Source organism: Paraburkholderia sp. IMGN_8, from assembly GCF_038050405.1.
Taxonomy (GTDB): Bacteria; Pseudomonadota; Gammaproteobacteria; order Burkholderiales; family Burkholderiaceae; genus Paraburkholderia.
In genome coordinates this window covers 1,941,148-1,957,681 of sequence record NZ_CP150900.1, presented here as the reverse complement: position 1 = coordinate 1,957,681, position 16,534 = coordinate 1,941,148, and the positions used below count along the sequence as shown (strand labels likewise).

At 59.1% G+C, this 16,534-nt stretch carries 13 protein-coding genes; 3 read left to right on the top strand and 10 right to left on the bottom strand.

Going from position 1 to position 16,534, the window contains the following annotated elements; translation table 11 throughout:
• Positions 1-162: 162 nt before the first annotated feature.
• Positions 163-921 carry a TetR/AcrR family transcriptional regulator gene (locus WN982_RS09230; RefSeq protein WP_341315392.1) on the top strand — a complete coding sequence of 253 codons (759 nt, stop codon included), beginning with the start codon at positions 163-165 and terminating at the stop codon, positions 919-921.
• A gap of 169 nt (positions 922-1,090) precedes the next feature.
• On the opposite strand, the gene WN982_RS09225 is transcribed toward WN982_RS09230, so the two are convergent.
• From WN982_RS09225 to WN982_RS09195, 7 genes are all read right to left on the bottom strand, one after another.
• Complete coding sequence (locus WN982_RS09225) at positions 1,091-1,465, bottom strand: BON domain-containing protein (protein WP_341315391.1); 375 nt, start codon at positions 1,463-1,465, stop codon at positions 1,091-1,093.
• 67 nt (positions 1,466-1,532) lie between these two features.
• Positions 1,533-2,600, bottom strand: coding sequence for a porin (locus tag WN982_RS09220; protein ID WP_341315390.1), 1,068 nt, complete (start codon positions 2,598-2,600; stop codon positions 1,533-1,535).
• Between the two features lie 197 nt (positions 2,601-2,797).
• Positions 2,798-5,026: a molybdopterin cofactor-binding domain-containing protein gene (locus WN982_RS09215; RefSeq protein ID WP_341315389.1), complete on the bottom strand. Its 2,229-nt coding sequence runs from the start codon at positions 5,024-5,026 to the stop codon at positions 2,798-2,800.
• On the bottom strand, positions 5,023-5,487 hold the full coding sequence (locus WN982_RS09210) for a (2Fe-2S)-binding protein (RefSeq protein ID WP_341315388.1): 465 nt from the start codon (positions 5,485-5,487) through the stop codon (positions 5,023-5,025). Before WN982_RS09210 ends, WN982_RS09215 begins: the two co-directional genes overlap by 4 nt.
• A 112-nt stretch (positions 5,488-5,599) precedes the next feature.
• Positions 5,600-6,985 (bottom strand): MFS transporter, encoded by a 1,386-nt coding sequence (locus WN982_RS09205; RefSeq protein ID WP_341315387.1) that lies wholly within the window; start codon positions 6,983-6,985, stop codon positions 5,600-5,602.
• A gap of 123 nt (positions 6,986-7,108) precedes the next feature.
• Complete coding sequence (locus WN982_RS09200; protein ID WP_341315386.1) at positions 7,109-8,578, bottom strand: aldehyde dehydrogenase family protein; 1,470 nt, start codon at positions 8,576-8,578, stop codon at positions 7,109-7,111.
• A 23-nt stretch (positions 8,579-8,601) separates the two neighbouring features.
• Entirely contained in the window at positions 8,602-9,573 is a 972-nt protein-coding gene (locus WN982_RS09195; protein WP_341315385.1) for an amidohydrolase family protein, read from the bottom strand.
• Positions 9,574-9,744: 171 nt separating this feature from the next.
• Between WN982_RS09195 and WN982_RS09190 the strand changes: the two genes are divergently transcribed.
• Positions 9,745-10,203: a MarR family transcriptional regulator gene (locus tag WN982_RS09190; protein ID WP_341315384.1), complete on the top strand. Its 459-nt coding sequence runs from the start codon at positions 9,745-9,747 to the stop codon at positions 10,201-10,203.
• Between the two features lie 295 nt (positions 10,204-10,498).
• On the opposite strand, the gene WN982_RS09185 is transcribed toward WN982_RS09190, so the two are convergent.
• The 3 genes from WN982_RS09185 to WN982_RS09175 form a co-directional block, all read right to left on the bottom strand.
• Complete coding sequence (locus tag WN982_RS09185; RefSeq protein ID WP_341315383.1) at positions 10,499-11,650, bottom strand: porin; 1,152 nt, start codon at positions 11,648-11,650, stop codon at positions 10,499-10,501.
• 234 nt (positions 11,651-11,884) lie between these two features.
• Positions 11,885-13,585 carry a long-chain-fatty-acid--CoA ligase gene (locus WN982_RS09180; RefSeq protein ID WP_341315382.1) on the bottom strand — a complete coding sequence of 567 codons (1,701 nt, stop codon included), beginning with the start codon at positions 13,583-13,585 and terminating at the stop codon, positions 11,885-11,887.
• A 65-nt stretch (positions 13,586-13,650) separates the two neighbouring features.
• Positions 13,651-15,783 (bottom strand): alpha/beta hydrolase fold domain-containing protein, encoded by a 2,133-nt coding sequence (locus WN982_RS09175; protein WP_341315381.1) that lies wholly within the window; start codon positions 15,781-15,783, stop codon positions 13,651-13,653.
• 63 nt (positions 15,784-15,846) lie between these two features.
• Between WN982_RS09175 and WN982_RS09170 the strand changes: the two genes are divergently transcribed.
• On the top strand, positions 15,847-16,524 hold the full coding sequence (locus WN982_RS09170) for a helix-turn-helix domain-containing protein (protein ID WP_341315380.1): 678 nt from the start codon (positions 15,847-15,849) through the stop codon (positions 16,522-16,524).
• The last annotated feature ends 10 nt before the right edge of the window (positions 16,525-16,534 follow it).

The following is a 16,534-nucleotide window of genomic DNA, read 5'->3' as shown; positions in this document are numbered from 1 at the left end:
GTTATCGTTTAGGGCACACAGTCGCGCTTGATACGTTTGATGACGCCTGCATCCGTCGGCGTTCGAGTAACGCGGATGCCCGAACGCTTCGCTGTGTGTCATGTCTTGCGTGTTAGAGGCAGCGGAGCGAGGGAGCAAGGTAATTTCCATTCGAGAAATGATATGGCGGACAGCACAGTTTCGAAAAAAGAGGTTGGCACCAAAGGCCGGCCAACAGAACTCAAACGCGCGGAGCAACAGCGGGCGCAGGAAACTCGTTCCGCGATCCTGAACGCGGCGCTCACCGAATTCGCCTCGAAGGGTTTTGAGGCGGCGAGTATTCGAAGCATCGCCGATCGAATCGGACTACAGCATCCGCTCGTCACCTACCATTACCGTTCGAAAGACATTCTCTGGCAGGCGGTAGCAGAATATGTGTTCGAACGCATCCGTCACGAATGGGCCGCATATCTCACCGACGCCCCTCCTGTCAGTGCTACGGATCGGGTAAAAGTCGTGTATCAGGCCTTATTCCGGTTCACGGTCGATTTTCCCGAGTTTCACCGCTTCATGCTCCAGGAGTTCCTCGGATATAGTCCTCGCCTGCAATGGCTCGCCGACACGGTGCTCAAGCCACTGATCAATTGGCTCCTTCCACAGATCCGCGCCGCTCAGGATGAAGGCACCTTGCCCCGGGTGGAACCGATCCTCCTGCACTATCTTCTGATCAGCCTGACATCAACGCTTTCGGGCTTCGGGCCGGAAATGCTGGCGACCAGCAATGTCTCTGCGTCCGATCCCGCTGTGGTTGATGCCTATTGGCGAATAGTCGAGAAACTCATCTTTGACAGACAACCGGTGATTGAGGACAAGGCCGAATCGATTTCCGGTAAGCCTGACAGGCGGCCGCGCGTGTCGGCCCGCGCGAACAAACAGGGGTAAGGCAGACAACCCGCCTGCTGCCGTATTCAAGCCGCGCCAGGTCGCCTCTGCCCTTTAGTCTTGTACGCGCGTCGAGCCAGCATGGTGCGTGCTATGGTGCGTCTGTTATAGCTCTCCCGCAGCGCGCTGGCCCATGGCTTTGGAACATTCGTGAAAATGTGAACAGAGCCTAGTCCGACGGCAGCACCGTCAGCTGGTTATCCACTGACTTGACGCCCGGCACTGTCCTCACCGCGGCTTCTACCCTCGCTATTTGCCCAGCGTCGTTCAGCCTGCCTCGCAGGAGCACGGCACCATCTCTTACTCCCACCGAAACCTCCGACGCGTCAACGCCCTTCGTGCGCACAAGTTGCCGACGCACCTGTCTGGCCAGCACTTTGTCGGCCGCACTTGGATGAGCATATCGATGTTGCGTGGACATGGCCGCATCGGACGCTTGCTGGCTTGGCGTCGTCTGAGCCGAGGCGGCGGCGCCCCATACGCAGACCACGCACAAAATCAACTTCGCCTGAAATTTTCTTTTCATTTCCGTTCCTGTTTTCAAAGAGCGTGGAGGCTCCGAGGTCATCCGCATACCCGTTTCTTTAGTCCTGCTCTTTCACACCTTCTGCTCAAAAGAAATGTCTCAATCCGACGCCGAGGCCCGTCGCGGTTCCCGTTGTCAGGCCGCTAACGCCAGAATTGACGGCCAGACCGGTACCCATCTTCCCGTTGTTGTGAACGACCGCGACCTGCGCGTACAACGACGTTCGGATCGACAGGTAATACTCCACCGCAGCGCCAAACAGCAAGGACTTATTGGATTTTATATTTTGATCGAATGATGCATATACCCCTCCACTGACAACCCAGAATGGATTCAGGCTCGCGCGGCCACCAATGCTATAGACATTCACGTTCGACAGCGCAGTGTCTTTTGAAGGGTTCCTGAAGTTGGTGAACGCGGCGCGGAATGTCGCGGGTCCGATCGTGTAGCCCGCCCCAGCCGTCCAGGCTCTTGTCGTCACATCGCTGATCACTGGGTCTCTCGCTTCGTAGTACGCCACATCAGCCGAGATTCCGTAGCGGTTGTAGTTGAGAGCCCCTGACAAGCGTCGTCCAGCGTTGAAGCTCCCCGCCACCCCACCCGGCGCATATTCGACCTGGGCGTCGAAGCCAGCAATCGTCGGGGTAAGATACGTAAGAGCATTACTATCGAATAACCCGTTTAACCTGATCAGCTGAACATATGGCACAGCAATACTTCCCGTAAAAGAAGTCTCGTACGGCGACGAGGACCGCGGATCAGACCGGATCACTGCGATGACAAATGGCGAAAACTGTAGACCCGCGCGGAAACGTCCATAGTTGTCGTTTTCGACCTCAATGAATGCGCGACGGCCAAACAGATTTCCGTTCGAGTTCGCAAACTTACCTGTCGTAACGCTAAAACCGTCCTCAAGCGCGAATCCGATTTTTGTACCACCACCTACATCCTCTTCTCCCTTAAACCCAAATCGGGATGGCGACAATCCACTATCCATGAGTTGCAGACTATGTCCATTTCCTCCGGGTGACTTCGTCGCAAAAAAGATGCCGGCGTCGACAACACCGTACAAAGTCACCGAGCCTTGAGCCCGTGCTTCGCCAACCATCAGCGACGCCAGCAATCCGACGACACACCAGTTTGGAATTCGCATTTCATGTCTCCATCTTTTTTATATATATGTACGATGCGCAGAGGGCACACGAACATCGTCGCTCCGGACAAAGGGCCGCGTATCGCCAGGCCTCAAACCGGCGCTTCACGGTGCAACAAATGGTCACAGTACGCAAACTACTGATATTGCTGTACGACAACGCCAAACCACTCGTCTGACTGCAGGGTGGGCACGCGTCAGACGAGACGATCGAGAACCGTGGCCGGCACGAAAGGCAGATCGCGTAAACGGGCACCGCTTGCATTCGCCACAGCATTCGCCAGCGCGGCGACCGTCGGGCCGAGTGAACATTCACCCGCGCCAAGCGAAGCTTCGTCGGGACGGTCCAGCAGCACGACGTCGATCGGCGGGACCTCGTCAAAATTCAGGATTGGATAGTTCTGCCAACTGCGAGTAGTGATCTCGGTATGGCTAAACATGACGCGTTCCTTGAGCGCCCAGCTCAACGCCTGGACAATGCCACCCTCGATCTGGTTTTTCACACCGTCAGGATTGATCACGCGGCCCACGTCAATTGCAGCGGTCACTTTTGTAACGCTGACGACGCCCGTGGAGCGGTCAACGTGCACATCGACGACGACTGCCGTGTACGCCTGAAAGGTCTTGTAGCGTGAATAGGCGAAGCCGCGTCCGAGCTGTCCATCGCCTTTCGCACCAGGGTGCCATCCGGACCGGTTTGCCGCCTCTCGCACCACGGCCATCGCGCGCGGATCACTCAGGTGCGCCAAGCGGAACGCGACGGGGTCCGCTTGTGTCGCAAGCGCGAGCTCGTCCATGAACGACTCGATCGCAAAGACGTTTCCGTATGCTCCCAAGGTGCGCAGAGAACTCGTGCGGATCGGCGCATCCAGCAGCAGATGATTGGTCACCCTCCTGCGTGGCAGATCGTAAACAGGCACGGCATTGCGGTCGCCGTTACCGTATGGCTGTGGAATCCGCGGTGGTGGCGACGGCTGGAAGGGCTTGGCAAGGTGCCAGGCGGCCAGCAGATTCACACCGCCGGGTTGGCCCGGCCGCATTGCGTGCGAATTGCTCCATACGTCATAGTTCCAGTTGGAAATTCGGCCGTCTTTGGACAGTGCCGCCTTCACCCGCATCACCATTGCCGGACTGATTGGCGCCCACGCGAATTCGTCATCGCGCATCCATTGAAGTTTGACCGGCCGTCCCGCCACTTCGCGGGCAAGCAACGCTGCGTCGAGCGCTGCATCATCGGCGCCGTTATGTCCGTAGCAACCCGAACCCGGAACGTGCACTACGTCGACCGCACTGGCGGGCATTTCAAGCACCGTAGCGAGATTGCCGCGCAGTGGAAACGCTCCCTGCGTGTGAGACCAGACAGTCATGTGTCCGTCCTTGAGCAGCGCAACGGAACATGAGGGGCCAATCGAAGCGTGCGAAAGGTATGGGCGGGAGTACGTGGCCTCCAGTTGCATCGCGCTATCGGATGCCGGGGAATCCTGTCCCGCATCGCTCACCACGGTATCTTCGCTCCGCCAGCGAGGTAATGCTTGTTGGAGATGATTCACGTCCGGCAGTGTGACGTAGTCCGTACTCCACTGTGTTGCCTCCATCAACGCACGGCGCGCACTTATCGCTTGCTCTTCCCGCTCGGCTACGACGCCGAGGAAATTGCCATTGCGAACCACAGTGACGACACCTGGTAGCTGCCTTACGGATGCCTCGTTCACGGAAACCAGCTCTGCGCCGCGCCTCGGTGGCCGCACTACACGACCGAACAGCATATTGGGGAGATGCATGTCCTGAACGAATGCCGCGCCGCCCGTGAACTTCGCGGACAAGTCGATGCGAGGCACGGACTTGCCGACCAGCTTGTACTCGGACGGGCGTTTGGGAGTGACACCTGTAGTCACCTCTCGCGCAAGAAGATCCCGGTCCTTCCTGACGATGTTCGCGTACGTGGTACGACGGCCATCGGCGAGCAGAATCACGCCGTTCTCGACCCGAAGATCCGACTGCGGAACATTGAACTGGCGGCTAGCCGCTGCAAGCAGTACCGCCCGGGCATTCGCTGCGGCAGTTCGTAATGCCTCCCCACCTTGTTCGACCGATTGACTGCCGAAGGTATAACCCTCGTTTGGGCTGTGGGCCGTATCGGCGGAGATCATGCGAACGCGTGCGAAATCCACATCGAGTTCGTCTGCGGCGATTTGTGAGAGCGCGGTGAGAATACCCTGCCCGAGTTCCACCTTCCCGGTAAAAATCGTGACCGTGCCTTCGACGTCGATTCGAATCCAACCATCGAGCCTGCGATTTGCACGAAGATCAGCCGGCAAGTCGGGCCCGGCCTGCGCAAACGCCGAGAATGGCGCGAGCGAGAACGTCGCGATTACCGCCCCTGCCAGTTTGCCGAACGCGCGACGGGAAATTTTGGCGGTATTCATCCGCGCGACTCCTTCGCTGCGCGCTGAATTGCACGGACGATTCGGTTGTGCGCGCCACACCGGCATTTGTGGCCGGCCAACTCGCGTTGTATGGTCGCCTGGTCCGGATCCGGATTTCTATCCAGCAGCGCTTTCGCGGTCATTAACACGCCGCTCGAGCAATACCCGCACTGTGCAGCTTGCTCTGCAAGGAAAGCTTTCTGCAATGCGTGAAGCCGTTCGCCCTTGCCCAAGCCCTCGATAGTGATTACCCGAGCCGCGCCAACAGCGCCAACGGGGAAAACGCACGAGCGCGTCGCGTCATTGCCGATCATCACAGTGCATGCGCCGCACTGCGCCTCGCCACATCCAAACTTTGGACCATTGAGCAGGAGATCGTTGCGCAGTACGTATAGCAGCGGCGTATCTGCCGCCACATTCAGGAGATGACGCTTTCCATTTACCGTGATCGAAATGCTCATTTCATCTCCGACGATCTAAAATACGCAAGCATTCGCAATGTAGTACTAACTATATTGGTTTAGATAAAAGATTTTCTGACTTCCGGTTATCGCCTCTCGGATTTTCTGCAAATCACCGATTCAAAATCGGTAACGAACCGCCAGTTCGACCTCCTCCCGTAACGCTCGAGAGGACAATGAGCATCAGACACGCCGCGAATGCGGGCACTGCCGCCGCAATAAACAGCGCCGTATTCGACCAGTGCAGCTCGATGAGCTGGCCAGCCAATACCGGACCGACGATCGAACCTGCCCGGCCCACTCCGAGGCTCCAGCCGACACCGGTCGCTCTGAGTGACGTCGGATACAGCGTCGCGGTCAACGCGTTGACGGCCGGCTGTCCACCGACGACGCAGACTCCGCTAATCAGTACTACTGCATAGCGCAATCCCATCGAAAGATTGGGGAGACCGACACATGAGACGGAAACCGTCGCGACCAGAAAGCTGAGCGACAGGACACGATAGAATCCAAAGCGGTCCATCAACGGGCCCATTAGCAACGCACCCACGGTCCCGCCGATCTGCAGTGAAGTGCCGATGAGAACGGCCGTTGACGCGCCTGCGCCGACTCGCAGGGAAAGCATCGGTAGCCAATTTGACAGAAAGAAGAGATCGAGCAGGTTTGCGAAGTTGACGCCCCATAACAACAGCGTCATCGTGCCACGGCCGTGGCGAAAGAGTTCGCCAACGGAAGCCTTCGCCTGCGCCTGTTCATGAACAACAAAGTCGGTGGTTGGTCCAACCTGCACGTTCGGCGCAATTCGACCAAGCCACTGAGCAACCTTTTCAGGATCGCGCCGCGTCAGTACAAGCAGCTGCAGAGATTCCGGCAAATACCTCACCATTGCGACTGCGATTGCCAGCGGCAAAACACCGCCGACCAGAAATACCGACTTCCAGCCCTCGGACGGAACCAGAGCGGCACTGAGCAGACCACCAGCGATTGCACCACCCGTGAACCCGCATGAAACCCAGGTCATCAGTGACGCCCGATGCTTCTGCGGACTGTACTCGCTGACCAGCGCGATCGCATTTCCCATCACTCCACCAATACCGAAGCCAGTCATGAAGCGAATCACAAGGAATTGCGGAACATTCTGAATGAGCGTGGTACCGAGCATGCATAGCCCATAGAAAACTGTCGCGCCGACCAGCACCGGCCGGCGCCCCACGCGATCGGCCATAGCACCGAGCACGATTGAGCCCGCGAGCATTCCGAACAGGCCCGCACCAAAGACAGGACCCAGATTTGCAGGACTGATGTGCCAGGCGCGTACAATCGCGGGCGCGACAAACCCCATCGTCTGTACGTCGAATCCATCCATCACCACAGAGCAGGCGATTAGTACCATGATCCATTTCTGGAAGGTGCTCAGTGGCTGGCTATCGATCAGCGCGCCAATGTCGACGATCGAAGCATGCGCCTCTTCCACTCGCTGCGCAGTACCGGGGGTCAATTTTGCACCTCGCTCCGTTTGAGCATGAAATCATCCGCCAATGGGCCACTTCTGGCTTCTCAACATTGCCGCCGGGCGACGCAGATCCTTGCCAGTATGCAGCGAGCCCGGCACAACACCTTTCTAGAATGGATAAGTGGGAAGGTCTTCGCGGCTCGTCACCCACTGCCATTCCGTGAACTGGTCTGCGTTGGTCAGCGTGCTGTAGTTATGTCCGTTGCCGGACAAACCCAGACCGCCCATCGGCCCAAACACCTCGTGCATGACCGTCTGGTCATTGATGTGGACAATGCCGGCGTGCAGTCGGTCCGCAATCCGCTGGGCTCGGCGTAAATCGCAAGAAGCCACTGCCGCAACCAGGCCGTACCGGTTCTGATTGGCCAACGAAACCGCTTCGTCATCGTTCTTGAACACGGTCACTGCGGCGACGGGACCGAAGATCTCTTCCTCAAACGCAGGCATTCCCGGAGCAACGTCTACCATGACGGTCGGTTTAAAAAACAGCCCGTCGCGGGACCCACCGGCGAGAATTTTCGCGCCCTTGCTTGCAGAGTCCGCTACGATGCGATCGACGTTTTCGGCCTGCCGTTCATTGATGATGGGACCCAGGTGGAAATCGCCCTTGAAAGGGTCGCCAACCGATAGCGCCCTGGTTCGCCGGACGAGGCTTTCAATGTACGAGTCAGCAATGCTTTCATGAACGAGATGCCGACCCGCGGCCATGCAGACTTGCCCCTGGTGCAAAAACGATCCCCACGCCCCAGCGCTCGCCGCAGCTTCAACATCGACGTCGTCAAGCACGATGTAGGGATTCTTGCCACCGAGCTCGAGGCTCGCTCGCTTAAGCAAGCCGCCCGCTACGGCGCCAATCTCTTGCCCAACCCGCGTGGATCCCGTGAAGCTGATCATGTTGACAAGCGGATCCCGGACCAGCGCGTCACCCGTTTCCGCGCCACCGGGAAGGACATGGAACAGCCCCTCGGGCAGCCCCGCAGCCTCGAACAGCCGCGCATACAGGACACCGCCGCTGATCGGCGTTTGAGGATCGGGCTTGAGCAGTACTGCGTTGCCGGTGGCCAGCGCCGGCGCGATGGCTCGCGCCGCGAGTATGAACGGGGAATTCCACGGGGTAATGACCCCGACCACGCCCATTGGAATTCTGCGCGCTACGCTATGCCGCCCTTTCACGTCGCTTGTCGTGATCACCCCGGATGGCTGGCTGCCTAACGCCGCACCTTCGAGAATCTCGCGTATCGCCAGCCTCACCTCCAGTTGCCCCTTCGGCCGTATCGACCCGGTCTCCCGGACGATCTGACGGGCGATCTCATCTCGATGATCCTGCAACAAACGAGCGACCTCGCGCAAAACATCACCTCGCTGAGGCCCCGGTGTCGCGGCCCAAGCGCGTTGCGCATCTGTCGCGATCGCTGCGGCGGCTGACACATCAGCGGCCGACGCGCGACCAATCGATCCCATTTCGGCACCGGTCGCCTTCTCGGTCACCGGGATCGTGCCCGCACCTCCGGTTTTCCACCCGCCGCTATAGATTTTGTTACGCCACACGTCTGCTGGCGCCAACTCAGTCACGGACATCCGATTTCTCCCTCTTCCTCGTATCATTCAAGACAGAACAAACGTCGTGCGTTTTCCCGTCCAATCTTCACGCGATCGGTTTCGCTGATCGAGCACGTGTCGAACCACTGGGACGCCTCGTCATGCGTTTCGAATGGATAGTCGACCGAGTACATGATCCTGTCACTGCCGACTTCCAACATTGCGGACAGAAGTGTCTGGGTTCTGAAATTGCCGCTCGTCGTCAGGTAGACGTTCTCCCTCAGATATTCGCCTACGGTTCGCCGACAAGGCAGTCCCCGCGGCGCCTTCCGGAGAATGTGGTCGACGCGCCAGATATTGAAGGGAATCCCTTCGCCAAGGTGACCGAGAATCATCTGCAACGCGGGATGACGGTCGAAGAGGCCTGACGTCATCAATCTCAGAGCGTGAATACTTGTCTCAACCGCGAAAGCCCAGGTTGCTGCGGTGAGCCACGGAAAACCATCGTAAATCGGCTCACGGGACGGCAACGGATCACGAGGATGCATGTAGAACGGTTTGCCGAGCACGGCTGCACTCGCCCAGAAATCCGCGTACTGCGGCGCGTCGTAATAAGCGACACTGTCAGCATCGCCTACCTGTGAAAATCCATTCACCATAAAACCGTGGAAGCCTAGTTCCTTGACGCAGCGCTCAAGTTCGCGTGCCGCGGCGTCGGGGTCCTGCATGGGCAACGCAGCGAATCCACCCAGGCGAGACGGGTGACGGGCAACATGCTCCGCAAGGACATCATTGGCTCGCCTCGCAACATCAGTCGCTTTTTTTATGTCCGGGATGCCCTGAATACCAGGCGAGTTGAGCGACAGGATCGAATATTCGGTTCCACCTTGCTCCATCCGCTCGAGTCGCTGCTGTTCAATGTCCATTAGATTCGACTTCAACATCTCCCAGACCGCGGAAGGCGCATATATTTTCGACTGCTCGATGGTCAGGTCAATCGCAAAGTGTTCTTCAAGCGCAATCTTGTTTCTCATCGGTCTGCTCCAGTTCAACGCGCAACACCCTACCGACCCAAGGAACGTCGGGCGTCCCACACAGGTTCATCCGGACATCGCTTTACTTGATTTTTCAACTACTATGGAGCGGAGTATAATTGATTTTTCAAGTACATGAACCCACGTTAACCCTCAATTTTGGCGACGATCATGAACACCTCCAAGCGGCCAGAAGAATTGGAAAAAGCGGTTCCCTTCCTGATGGCACGCGCCACGAGCCGGATGGGAAACGCGTTCTCGAAGGCACTCAAACCGTTTGGCCTGAACCTCAGCGAGTGGCGAGTCTGCGCCTCGCTTCTGTACGTTCCGGGCCAGACTTTGTCTGAACTGTCTGTCCACGCATCGTCAGATATTTCGGCGCTTTCCAGGATCATTGACCGGCTTGAGGATCAAGAGTTAGTGCGGCGGGAGAGGAGCGAAACCGATGGACGGTCGATCAGGGTTGTCCTGACGGAAAAGGGGGAAGAACTTGCTCTGCGCATCGTCCCTGTCGCAAAGCGCCATGAGTCGGTGGTCCTCTCTGGCTTCAATGCAAGCGACATCAGGGTGTTGCGCTCCATGCTGCTCAGGTTGTACGAGAACGCTGGCGCGCTTGACGACCTCGTTTAACCTCGCTCGAACGACCAGTCTCTTTCGTACGGTTCAACGATCCACTGAAGATGACTCTTCAACAGACAGATCTGCGTCGGATATTGATATGTGCGCAACCTGCTCGGCGCGTTGTGTCGCGAGTTGTCCATGGCCGAAAAAGGAGCGATCGCCCTCCGGTATGGTCGAATCGAAATATGTTCGAAGGACATTCTTTCGTCCTTTCAGGATTGTCAGTGATCGCTCCCGCCTGCGCTCTCTCGAGCCGCTCGTCGTCCCGGAGGCAGCCTAGGGTCTGTTCACATATGAACAGACCCTAGAACATATGCCGCAAGCCAGCCATGATGCCTAGCTGGGTCGTGCCGTACGCCGAGCTTAGGGCGTTGATGCCCTGGAACTGGGCACCAACCATTCCGCCGCGGTACAGCGAGTAGTCCGCTTCCAGATAGGTATCCGTGCGTTTCGACCAGTTATAGTCCGCAAGCAGCTGGAATTGCGTCGCGTTCCCGTTGGCTGCTTGCGTCTTCCCGGTCTGAATCGTGCGCCACACATTCGCAGAAAGGTGAATCACGTCCGCTACCTGCTGCGTCACCCCACCAAAAAACATTTGCCGGGAACTGAACGTATTGAATTTAAGCGCGGACAATTCCGGCGCGCTGAATGGCCCGTTAGGGAAATTGCCGACAAAGCCGGCATCCTGCCGGTTCACCGCCCAGCCTGCCGTGAGCGTCGTATTTCCGAACGAATATGACCCGCCGGCAGTCCAGGATTTGAGGTGCGCGGAGGTGTTCACGGCATCGCGCGAGTCCAGGTACGCGGCAGCCAGTCGCAATGGTTCGCCGGGCAAATAGAGAAGCGATGCCCCAATCTGACTTCCCGCACCAAATGCGCCTGCATTGCCACCAAACGCATACGACACCTCAGCCGTCAGGTATTGCCATCTCGCCGCATATTTGACCATGTTGCTTGTCCACACGCCCTGAGCCATCATGACTTCCGGCCGAAACTGGTAGAAGGTCGGGAGCCATAGATTGGTCACGAAGGCTCTCAGAACAGCGTCAGCAAGTGGGTTGATCTGACGCCCCATTGTCAACTTTCCGTAACTGCTCGACTGCACGCCAACAAAAGCCGTATTGAAGAACGGATAGGCGGGGTCCGTCGCCCCGGAGTTCGGGAAGAAGCGATCCTCAAGGTCGAATAGGACCAACGTTCCGCCACCCATGTCTTCCACCCCCTTGAATCCGAAGTGGCTCTCGCTTGCGCCGCTGGCGAGCTGGACGCGAGAATCGCCTTGCGGATCCGCATGAGTGGTGTAGCGAATTCCCGTATCGACGAGGCCGTAAAGCGTTACCGACGACTGCGCGGCTGCTGAGACGGAGTACAGCGTCGCGGTAGACATGATGGCAGCCAACAGGCCGGCCTTGCGTCGATGCCGCTCTTTTCCGAACAATCTCCTTACCTTCTTCATTTATAAACTCCAGCATTATGATTATGTCGCACTACGAATTATATGAGTCGCATCTACAACTCATTTATTGCCAGCTGAGCGCGAGCGCCCGGTTTCTTCTTATTGCGTGACTCAATGGGCGTAGACGACTTGATCAACCTGCCGACTCGACGAACACCTCATCCTTTGATGTCACCGGTACGCCGAGCCTGCCCTGCTTCGACTACTCATCGCGCGCTTCGGCAGGCCAACAGATCAATCCAGCCGGCGGTCTTCGGATTGGGCGTTTCGACTCCGCGTTTCCTCTTCCTGCAGCAGTCTCCACTGGATCTTTCCGCTCGCCGTACGGGGCAAGCTGGCGGCAAACTGAATGACGCGGGGGACCTTATAGGACGCCATGCGCTCGCGGGCCCACGACACAATTTCCTCTCCCGTCGCGTGCTCGCCGTTCCGAAGCACGATGACCGCCTTTACCGACTCGCCTCGACGCGGATCGTGCGTCGCAATGACACACGCTTCCTGTATGGCGGGATGCTCGAACAGCATGGCCTCGACCTCGGCCGGCCAGACTTTGTAGCCAGAGGCATTGATCATGCGCTTTAGCCGGTCGACGATGAAGAAATATCCGTCCCGATCCACGTAGCCGAGGTCTCCGGTGCGCAAGTATCGCTTCCTATCGATCAGAACGAATGCATCTTGCGTGGCTTCCGGCGACTTCCAATACCCGTCGAATACTTGAGGCCCGCTGACGAGAATCTCGCCTGTTTCTTCTTCACCAAGAGGCTTGAGCGTCTCGGGATCGACGACGAGTGAATCCGTGTTGAAGACCGGCACTCCCATGCACTGTTGCTTACTGTGCTTCGGCGGATTGATGTGGGTCGCCGCCATCGTCTCGGTGAGGCCGTACCCTTCTACGTACGGAATGCCCCAACGCTGCTGGATCTGCTGCGCGACAGCCTGCGGCATCGCGGCACCGCCGCCGCTCAGGTACGCAATGGAGCTCAGGTCGAACTTGTCGACGTCCGCCATGTTCAGCAGGTCGATGAGCATCGTGGGAACAGTGACCCATGTGCTTGCGCGGTGACGTTCGATCACGTGCGCGGCACATTTCGCGTCCCAGCGGGTCATGATCGCCATCGTGGCGCCGATGAATATCGGCATGTTCATGCAGTTCTGCATGCCGGTGACGTGAAACAACGGTACCGAGCACAGCATCACGCTCTCGTTCGCGAGGTTCGGCCATTCAGCGCACGAGACCGTTGAATGCATCACGCTACGATGTGTATGGATGCACCCTTTGGGGCGACCAGTCGTGCCGGACGTATACGGAATGACCGCGAGATCCTCGGGCCGGGATTCGTGGTCGCGGGCAATGCACGCACGAGAGAGTGCGTCGTTCCAGCCGACGAGGGCAGCATGGCAGCGGACAGATTCTGCACGAGGCTGCGGTCCGGACGATGTCAGGACGTCGGGCAGCGGCAGATCGGTCTTGTCGCAAAGATAGTCGGCATAGCGTGCGGGGATCACATAGTCCACGTGGCGACCCGACAGCGACCGTACGTGCTCCATAAGTTCTTCGCCGACGAAGGCGACTCTAGCCCCGCTATCTTCGAGTATGTGTTGCAGCTCCGCAGTCCGGTTCATCGGATTGACGGGCACGACTACGGCATCCGCGCGCAGCACCGCATAGAAGGCGACGACGAACTGCGGACTGTTCTGCATGTACAGGACGACGCGCTCACCCCGGGCGATGCCGCAGTGCTGCTGCAGGAATCCGGCCAGCGCTTCGACTTCATGTCGCAATTGCCTGTAGCTTACGGTGCTGCCGTAGTAAAGGATTGCGGCCTTTTCCGGATGGCGGTTCGAGGAGACTTCGAGATTCGTGTATAGCGATGTCTGCGGCACGGATATCTGCCGCGGCACGTCGACCAGCCGACGCGTTGATGTTGCCGTCATGTCTACTCCGAGCGTGAGACGAAATGCAGTGATATGGCGTAGCGCCTTGAAACCGATTGCTTGCGTCACGCGCAAATCGCGAGCTGGCGGCTCCACTGGCCGATTTCTTCAAGCGTTTCGGCGGTCTCCGGCAGGAACGGGAAGAGCGTGAAGACGTGGACCGAATCGGCCACCATCTTCAGCTTCACGTTCGCGCCGGCTCTCCTTGCCCGCTGCGCAAAGCGAGTCGTGTCGCTTTCCAGCACCTCTCCTTCGACGGCCGAAAGGAACACCGGCGGTAGGTCCGCCAGGTCCGCGAACAGGGGCGACACCATCGGATCGGTCGGCTCGTGGCCCTGGAAGTAAGACGCGACGAGGTTGGAAAGCGTCTCGCGATTCGCGGCCGGGTCGTCTCCCGAATTCGCCATGACGGAGGGGCCGCCAAGCGTGAGGTCAGTGAGCGGGCAGATTGCAATGACGCCGCCCGGCAACGGCAGGCCCGCGCGACGCAACGCAGCAGCCAACGCCAGTGCAAGGCCGCCACCGGACGATTCACCGCTCAGGAACACCGTCGACGGATCGACACCCGAAGCGAGCAAGCCGCGATAGGCGCTGAATGCGTCATCGAATGCTGCCGGATACGGATGCTCGGGCGCGAGGCGATAGTCGACCGTGTAGCACGGACCGTTCAGGGCGCGCGAGAGACGGCTTGCGTATTCAACCGAGCTCTTAGCCGTTCCCAGCACGTAGCCACCGCCGTGGAAGTGCAACACGGTCGCCTTGTGCCCTGCTCCCGCTGCAACCACGCGCAACGAGCTCACCCCATGAAGATCGACGTCCGTCACTTCGGTGCGTGCGGGCGCCGGGAACTGCTCCAGAAGGAACCGTTCGTACGCCGCACGCTGCCCCCGGTCGCCACGCGCAATGTCATCCGGCTTGAACACGCCCTTCCAGAGATCGAAAGCGCGCTGACTCTCGGGGCGCTCCATCCGCTTTCCTTCGCGTGCCGCGCTCAAGCCTACGACCTCGCCCGGCGGCAGCTTGACGGCCTCGAGGATGTCGTGCCCCCATGCGAACGACCACGAAGCCTCTGCCAGCGGATCGATACGCGAGAGCCCCTTCAGGCGTCCGTTACGCTGGTGTACACGCGCCTCGTCGGGCTCGTGTGCCCAGTCGACGACAAATCGCGCGCCCGCCTGAATCCGCGTCGTACGCGGCTGGCGGCGCCGTTCGTATTCCAGCAGCGCGTCCTGAACGCCGGCCGGGCCATGGTTCTTGAGACAGGTGGCGAGGACCCATGCGTCTTCGATCGCCTGGCAGGCGCCTTGAGCCAGATAGGGCACCATTGCATGCGCGGCGTCGCCGAGCAGGGCGATCCGTCCGGTACTCCAGTGTTCAATCGGATCCCGGTGGTACATCCCGGTAATGAACGTCGAGTCCACCGCTTCCAGCATCTTCTGGACGGTCGGCTCGGAACCCGCGAACGAGCGCCGCAGTTGCGCGACGTCCCCCGACTGCGTCCACGACTCGCGGCTCACTTCGGTTGCCGGCACCGACGCAAGAATGCTGTAGAGGTCCTTGCGCACCCAGTACGAGACGATATTCCTGCCCACGCCGAACCAGTTGTTCCCCGCCACCGGCAACTTCAGGCCCTTGAGCCGGTCGGCGGGGATGAGCGAGCGCCACATGAGGATGTTGGCGAACTGCTTCTCCTCGGGTCCCCGCAGGGCCGTCCGAACGGCAGAGTGAATGCCATCCGCGCCGATCACGGCGTCGCCACGAATCACTTCGCCGTTTTGCAGCGTGACGTAGGCGCCCTCGTCGTCCTGGGAAACCGACGCGCATTGCGCCCCCAGCCGGATCACATTGGGCGGCACGGCCTTCGCGAGCAAGTCGATCAGGTCGGCGCGGTGGACGTTGTAGAGCAGCGCGCCGTAACGTGCCTCCGCCTCCTTACCGAGCGGGGCAACGTACAGGAGACGCCCCGTTGACAACTCGAGGTAGTCAAAGCGCTCCGGCACGGTCGCAACGCTCGCCAGCGCCGGCTCAAGCCCCAGTTCCCGCAGCACGATCGTGCCGTTCGCAGCGATCTGGACACCGGCTCCGACCTCGGTCAATTGCGGTGCGCGCTCCAGTACAATCGGCTCGATGCCGTGGCGCAGCAGTGCCAGAGCGGTCGTGAGCCCACCAATGCCTCCTCCAACAACGATGACTTTCATGCTAAGTTTCTCCAACTGGGTTAGTTATGCCAGTGTAGTTAATTAACTCGACACGGTAAAGTAATGACGACGTCAGGGAAAACCCTTCGCTCGGATGGGGCGGAGACACGAATTCGCTTAAAAGAAGAAGCCCAACGCCTGTTCGCGCTGCGCGGATTGGACGGAGTGTCCGTACAGGACATCATCTCCGCTGCAGGGCAGCGCAACAGCGCCTCGCTGCGCTACTACTTCGGGAACAAACTTGAACTGGCACGTGAGCTGGTCGTCGACGGCGCGCGCCTTATAGACGAAGACCGTCAGGCGCGGCTCGACAGACTGGAGGCAGAGGGCGGGATAAACGTGCGAGCGGTATTGGGCGCGCTGCTCTTTCCGATGCTTGATCTGGCGGATCGTACGGGTCAGGCGACGTACATCCGCATGATCGCCAACTTGCAGTTGAACAACCGCGCGTTCTTGCGGGAGGCGCTGGAAAACAAGTGGAATCTGGGTTATCAGCGTTGCAACGCCCAGCTCCGGAACCTGCTTTCCCCTATTCCGCCGGCAATAGTCGATCACAGACTGTCGCTCGTCGGCATCTACGGCAATGCCGCACTGGCAGCGTGGGAAGCGAGTCGGGACAATGGCGAGTCTGGCGGGCTCTGGTCCCCGCAATACGCCGTGTCCAGCTTGATGGACACGTTTGAAAGCGTACTCACCGCAGAGCCGTCGGAAGAAACGCGGTCCTTGTTGGGGAGGATCTGACGGCGAGCGC

Excerpts from the sequence above, each read along its gene's own strand:
- WN982_RS09215 (WP_341315389.1), bottom strand. The coding sequence starts at position 5,026 with ATGAATACCGCCAAAATTTCCCGTCGCGCGTTCGGCAAACTGGCAGGG.
- WN982_RS09200 (WP_341315386.1), bottom strand. The coding sequence starts at position 8,578 with ATGTCCGTGACTGAGTTGGCGCCAGCAGACGTGTGGCGTAACAAAATC.
- WN982_RS09175 (WP_341315381.1), bottom strand. The coding sequence starts at position 15,783 with ATGAAAGTCATCGTTGTTGGAGGAGGCATTGGTGGGCTCACGACCGCT.
- WN982_RS09210 (WP_341315388.1), bottom strand. The coding sequence starts at position 5,487 with ATGAGCATTTCGATCACGGTAAATGGAAAGCGTCATCTCCTGAATGTG.
- WN982_RS09185 (WP_341315383.1), bottom strand. The coding sequence starts at position 11,650 with ATGAAGAAGGTAAGGAGATTGTTCGGAAAAGAGCGGCATCGACGCAAG.
- WN982_RS09195 (WP_341315385.1), bottom strand. The coding sequence starts at position 9,573 with ATGAGAAACAAGATTGCGCTTGAAGAACACTTTGCGATTGACCTGACC.
- WN982_RS09180 (WP_341315382.1), bottom strand. The coding sequence starts at position 13,585 with ATGACGGCAACATCAACGCGTCGGCTGGTCGACGTGCCGCGGCAGATA.
- WN982_RS09220 (WP_341315390.1), bottom strand. The coding sequence starts at position 2,600 with ATGCGAATTCCAAACTGGTGTGTCGTCGGATTGCTGGCGTCGCTGATG.
- WN982_RS09170 (WP_341315380.1), top strand. The coding sequence starts at position 15,847 with ATGACGACGTCAGGGAAAACCCTTCGCTCGGATGGGGCGGAGACACGA.
- WN982_RS09190 (WP_341315384.1), top strand. The coding sequence starts at position 9,745 with ATGAACACCTCCAAGCGGCCAGAAGAATTGGAAAAAGCGGTTCCCTTC.
- WN982_RS09230 (WP_341315392.1), top strand. The coding sequence starts at position 163 with ATGGCGGACAGCACAGTTTCGAAAAAAGAGGTTGGCACCAAAGGCCGG.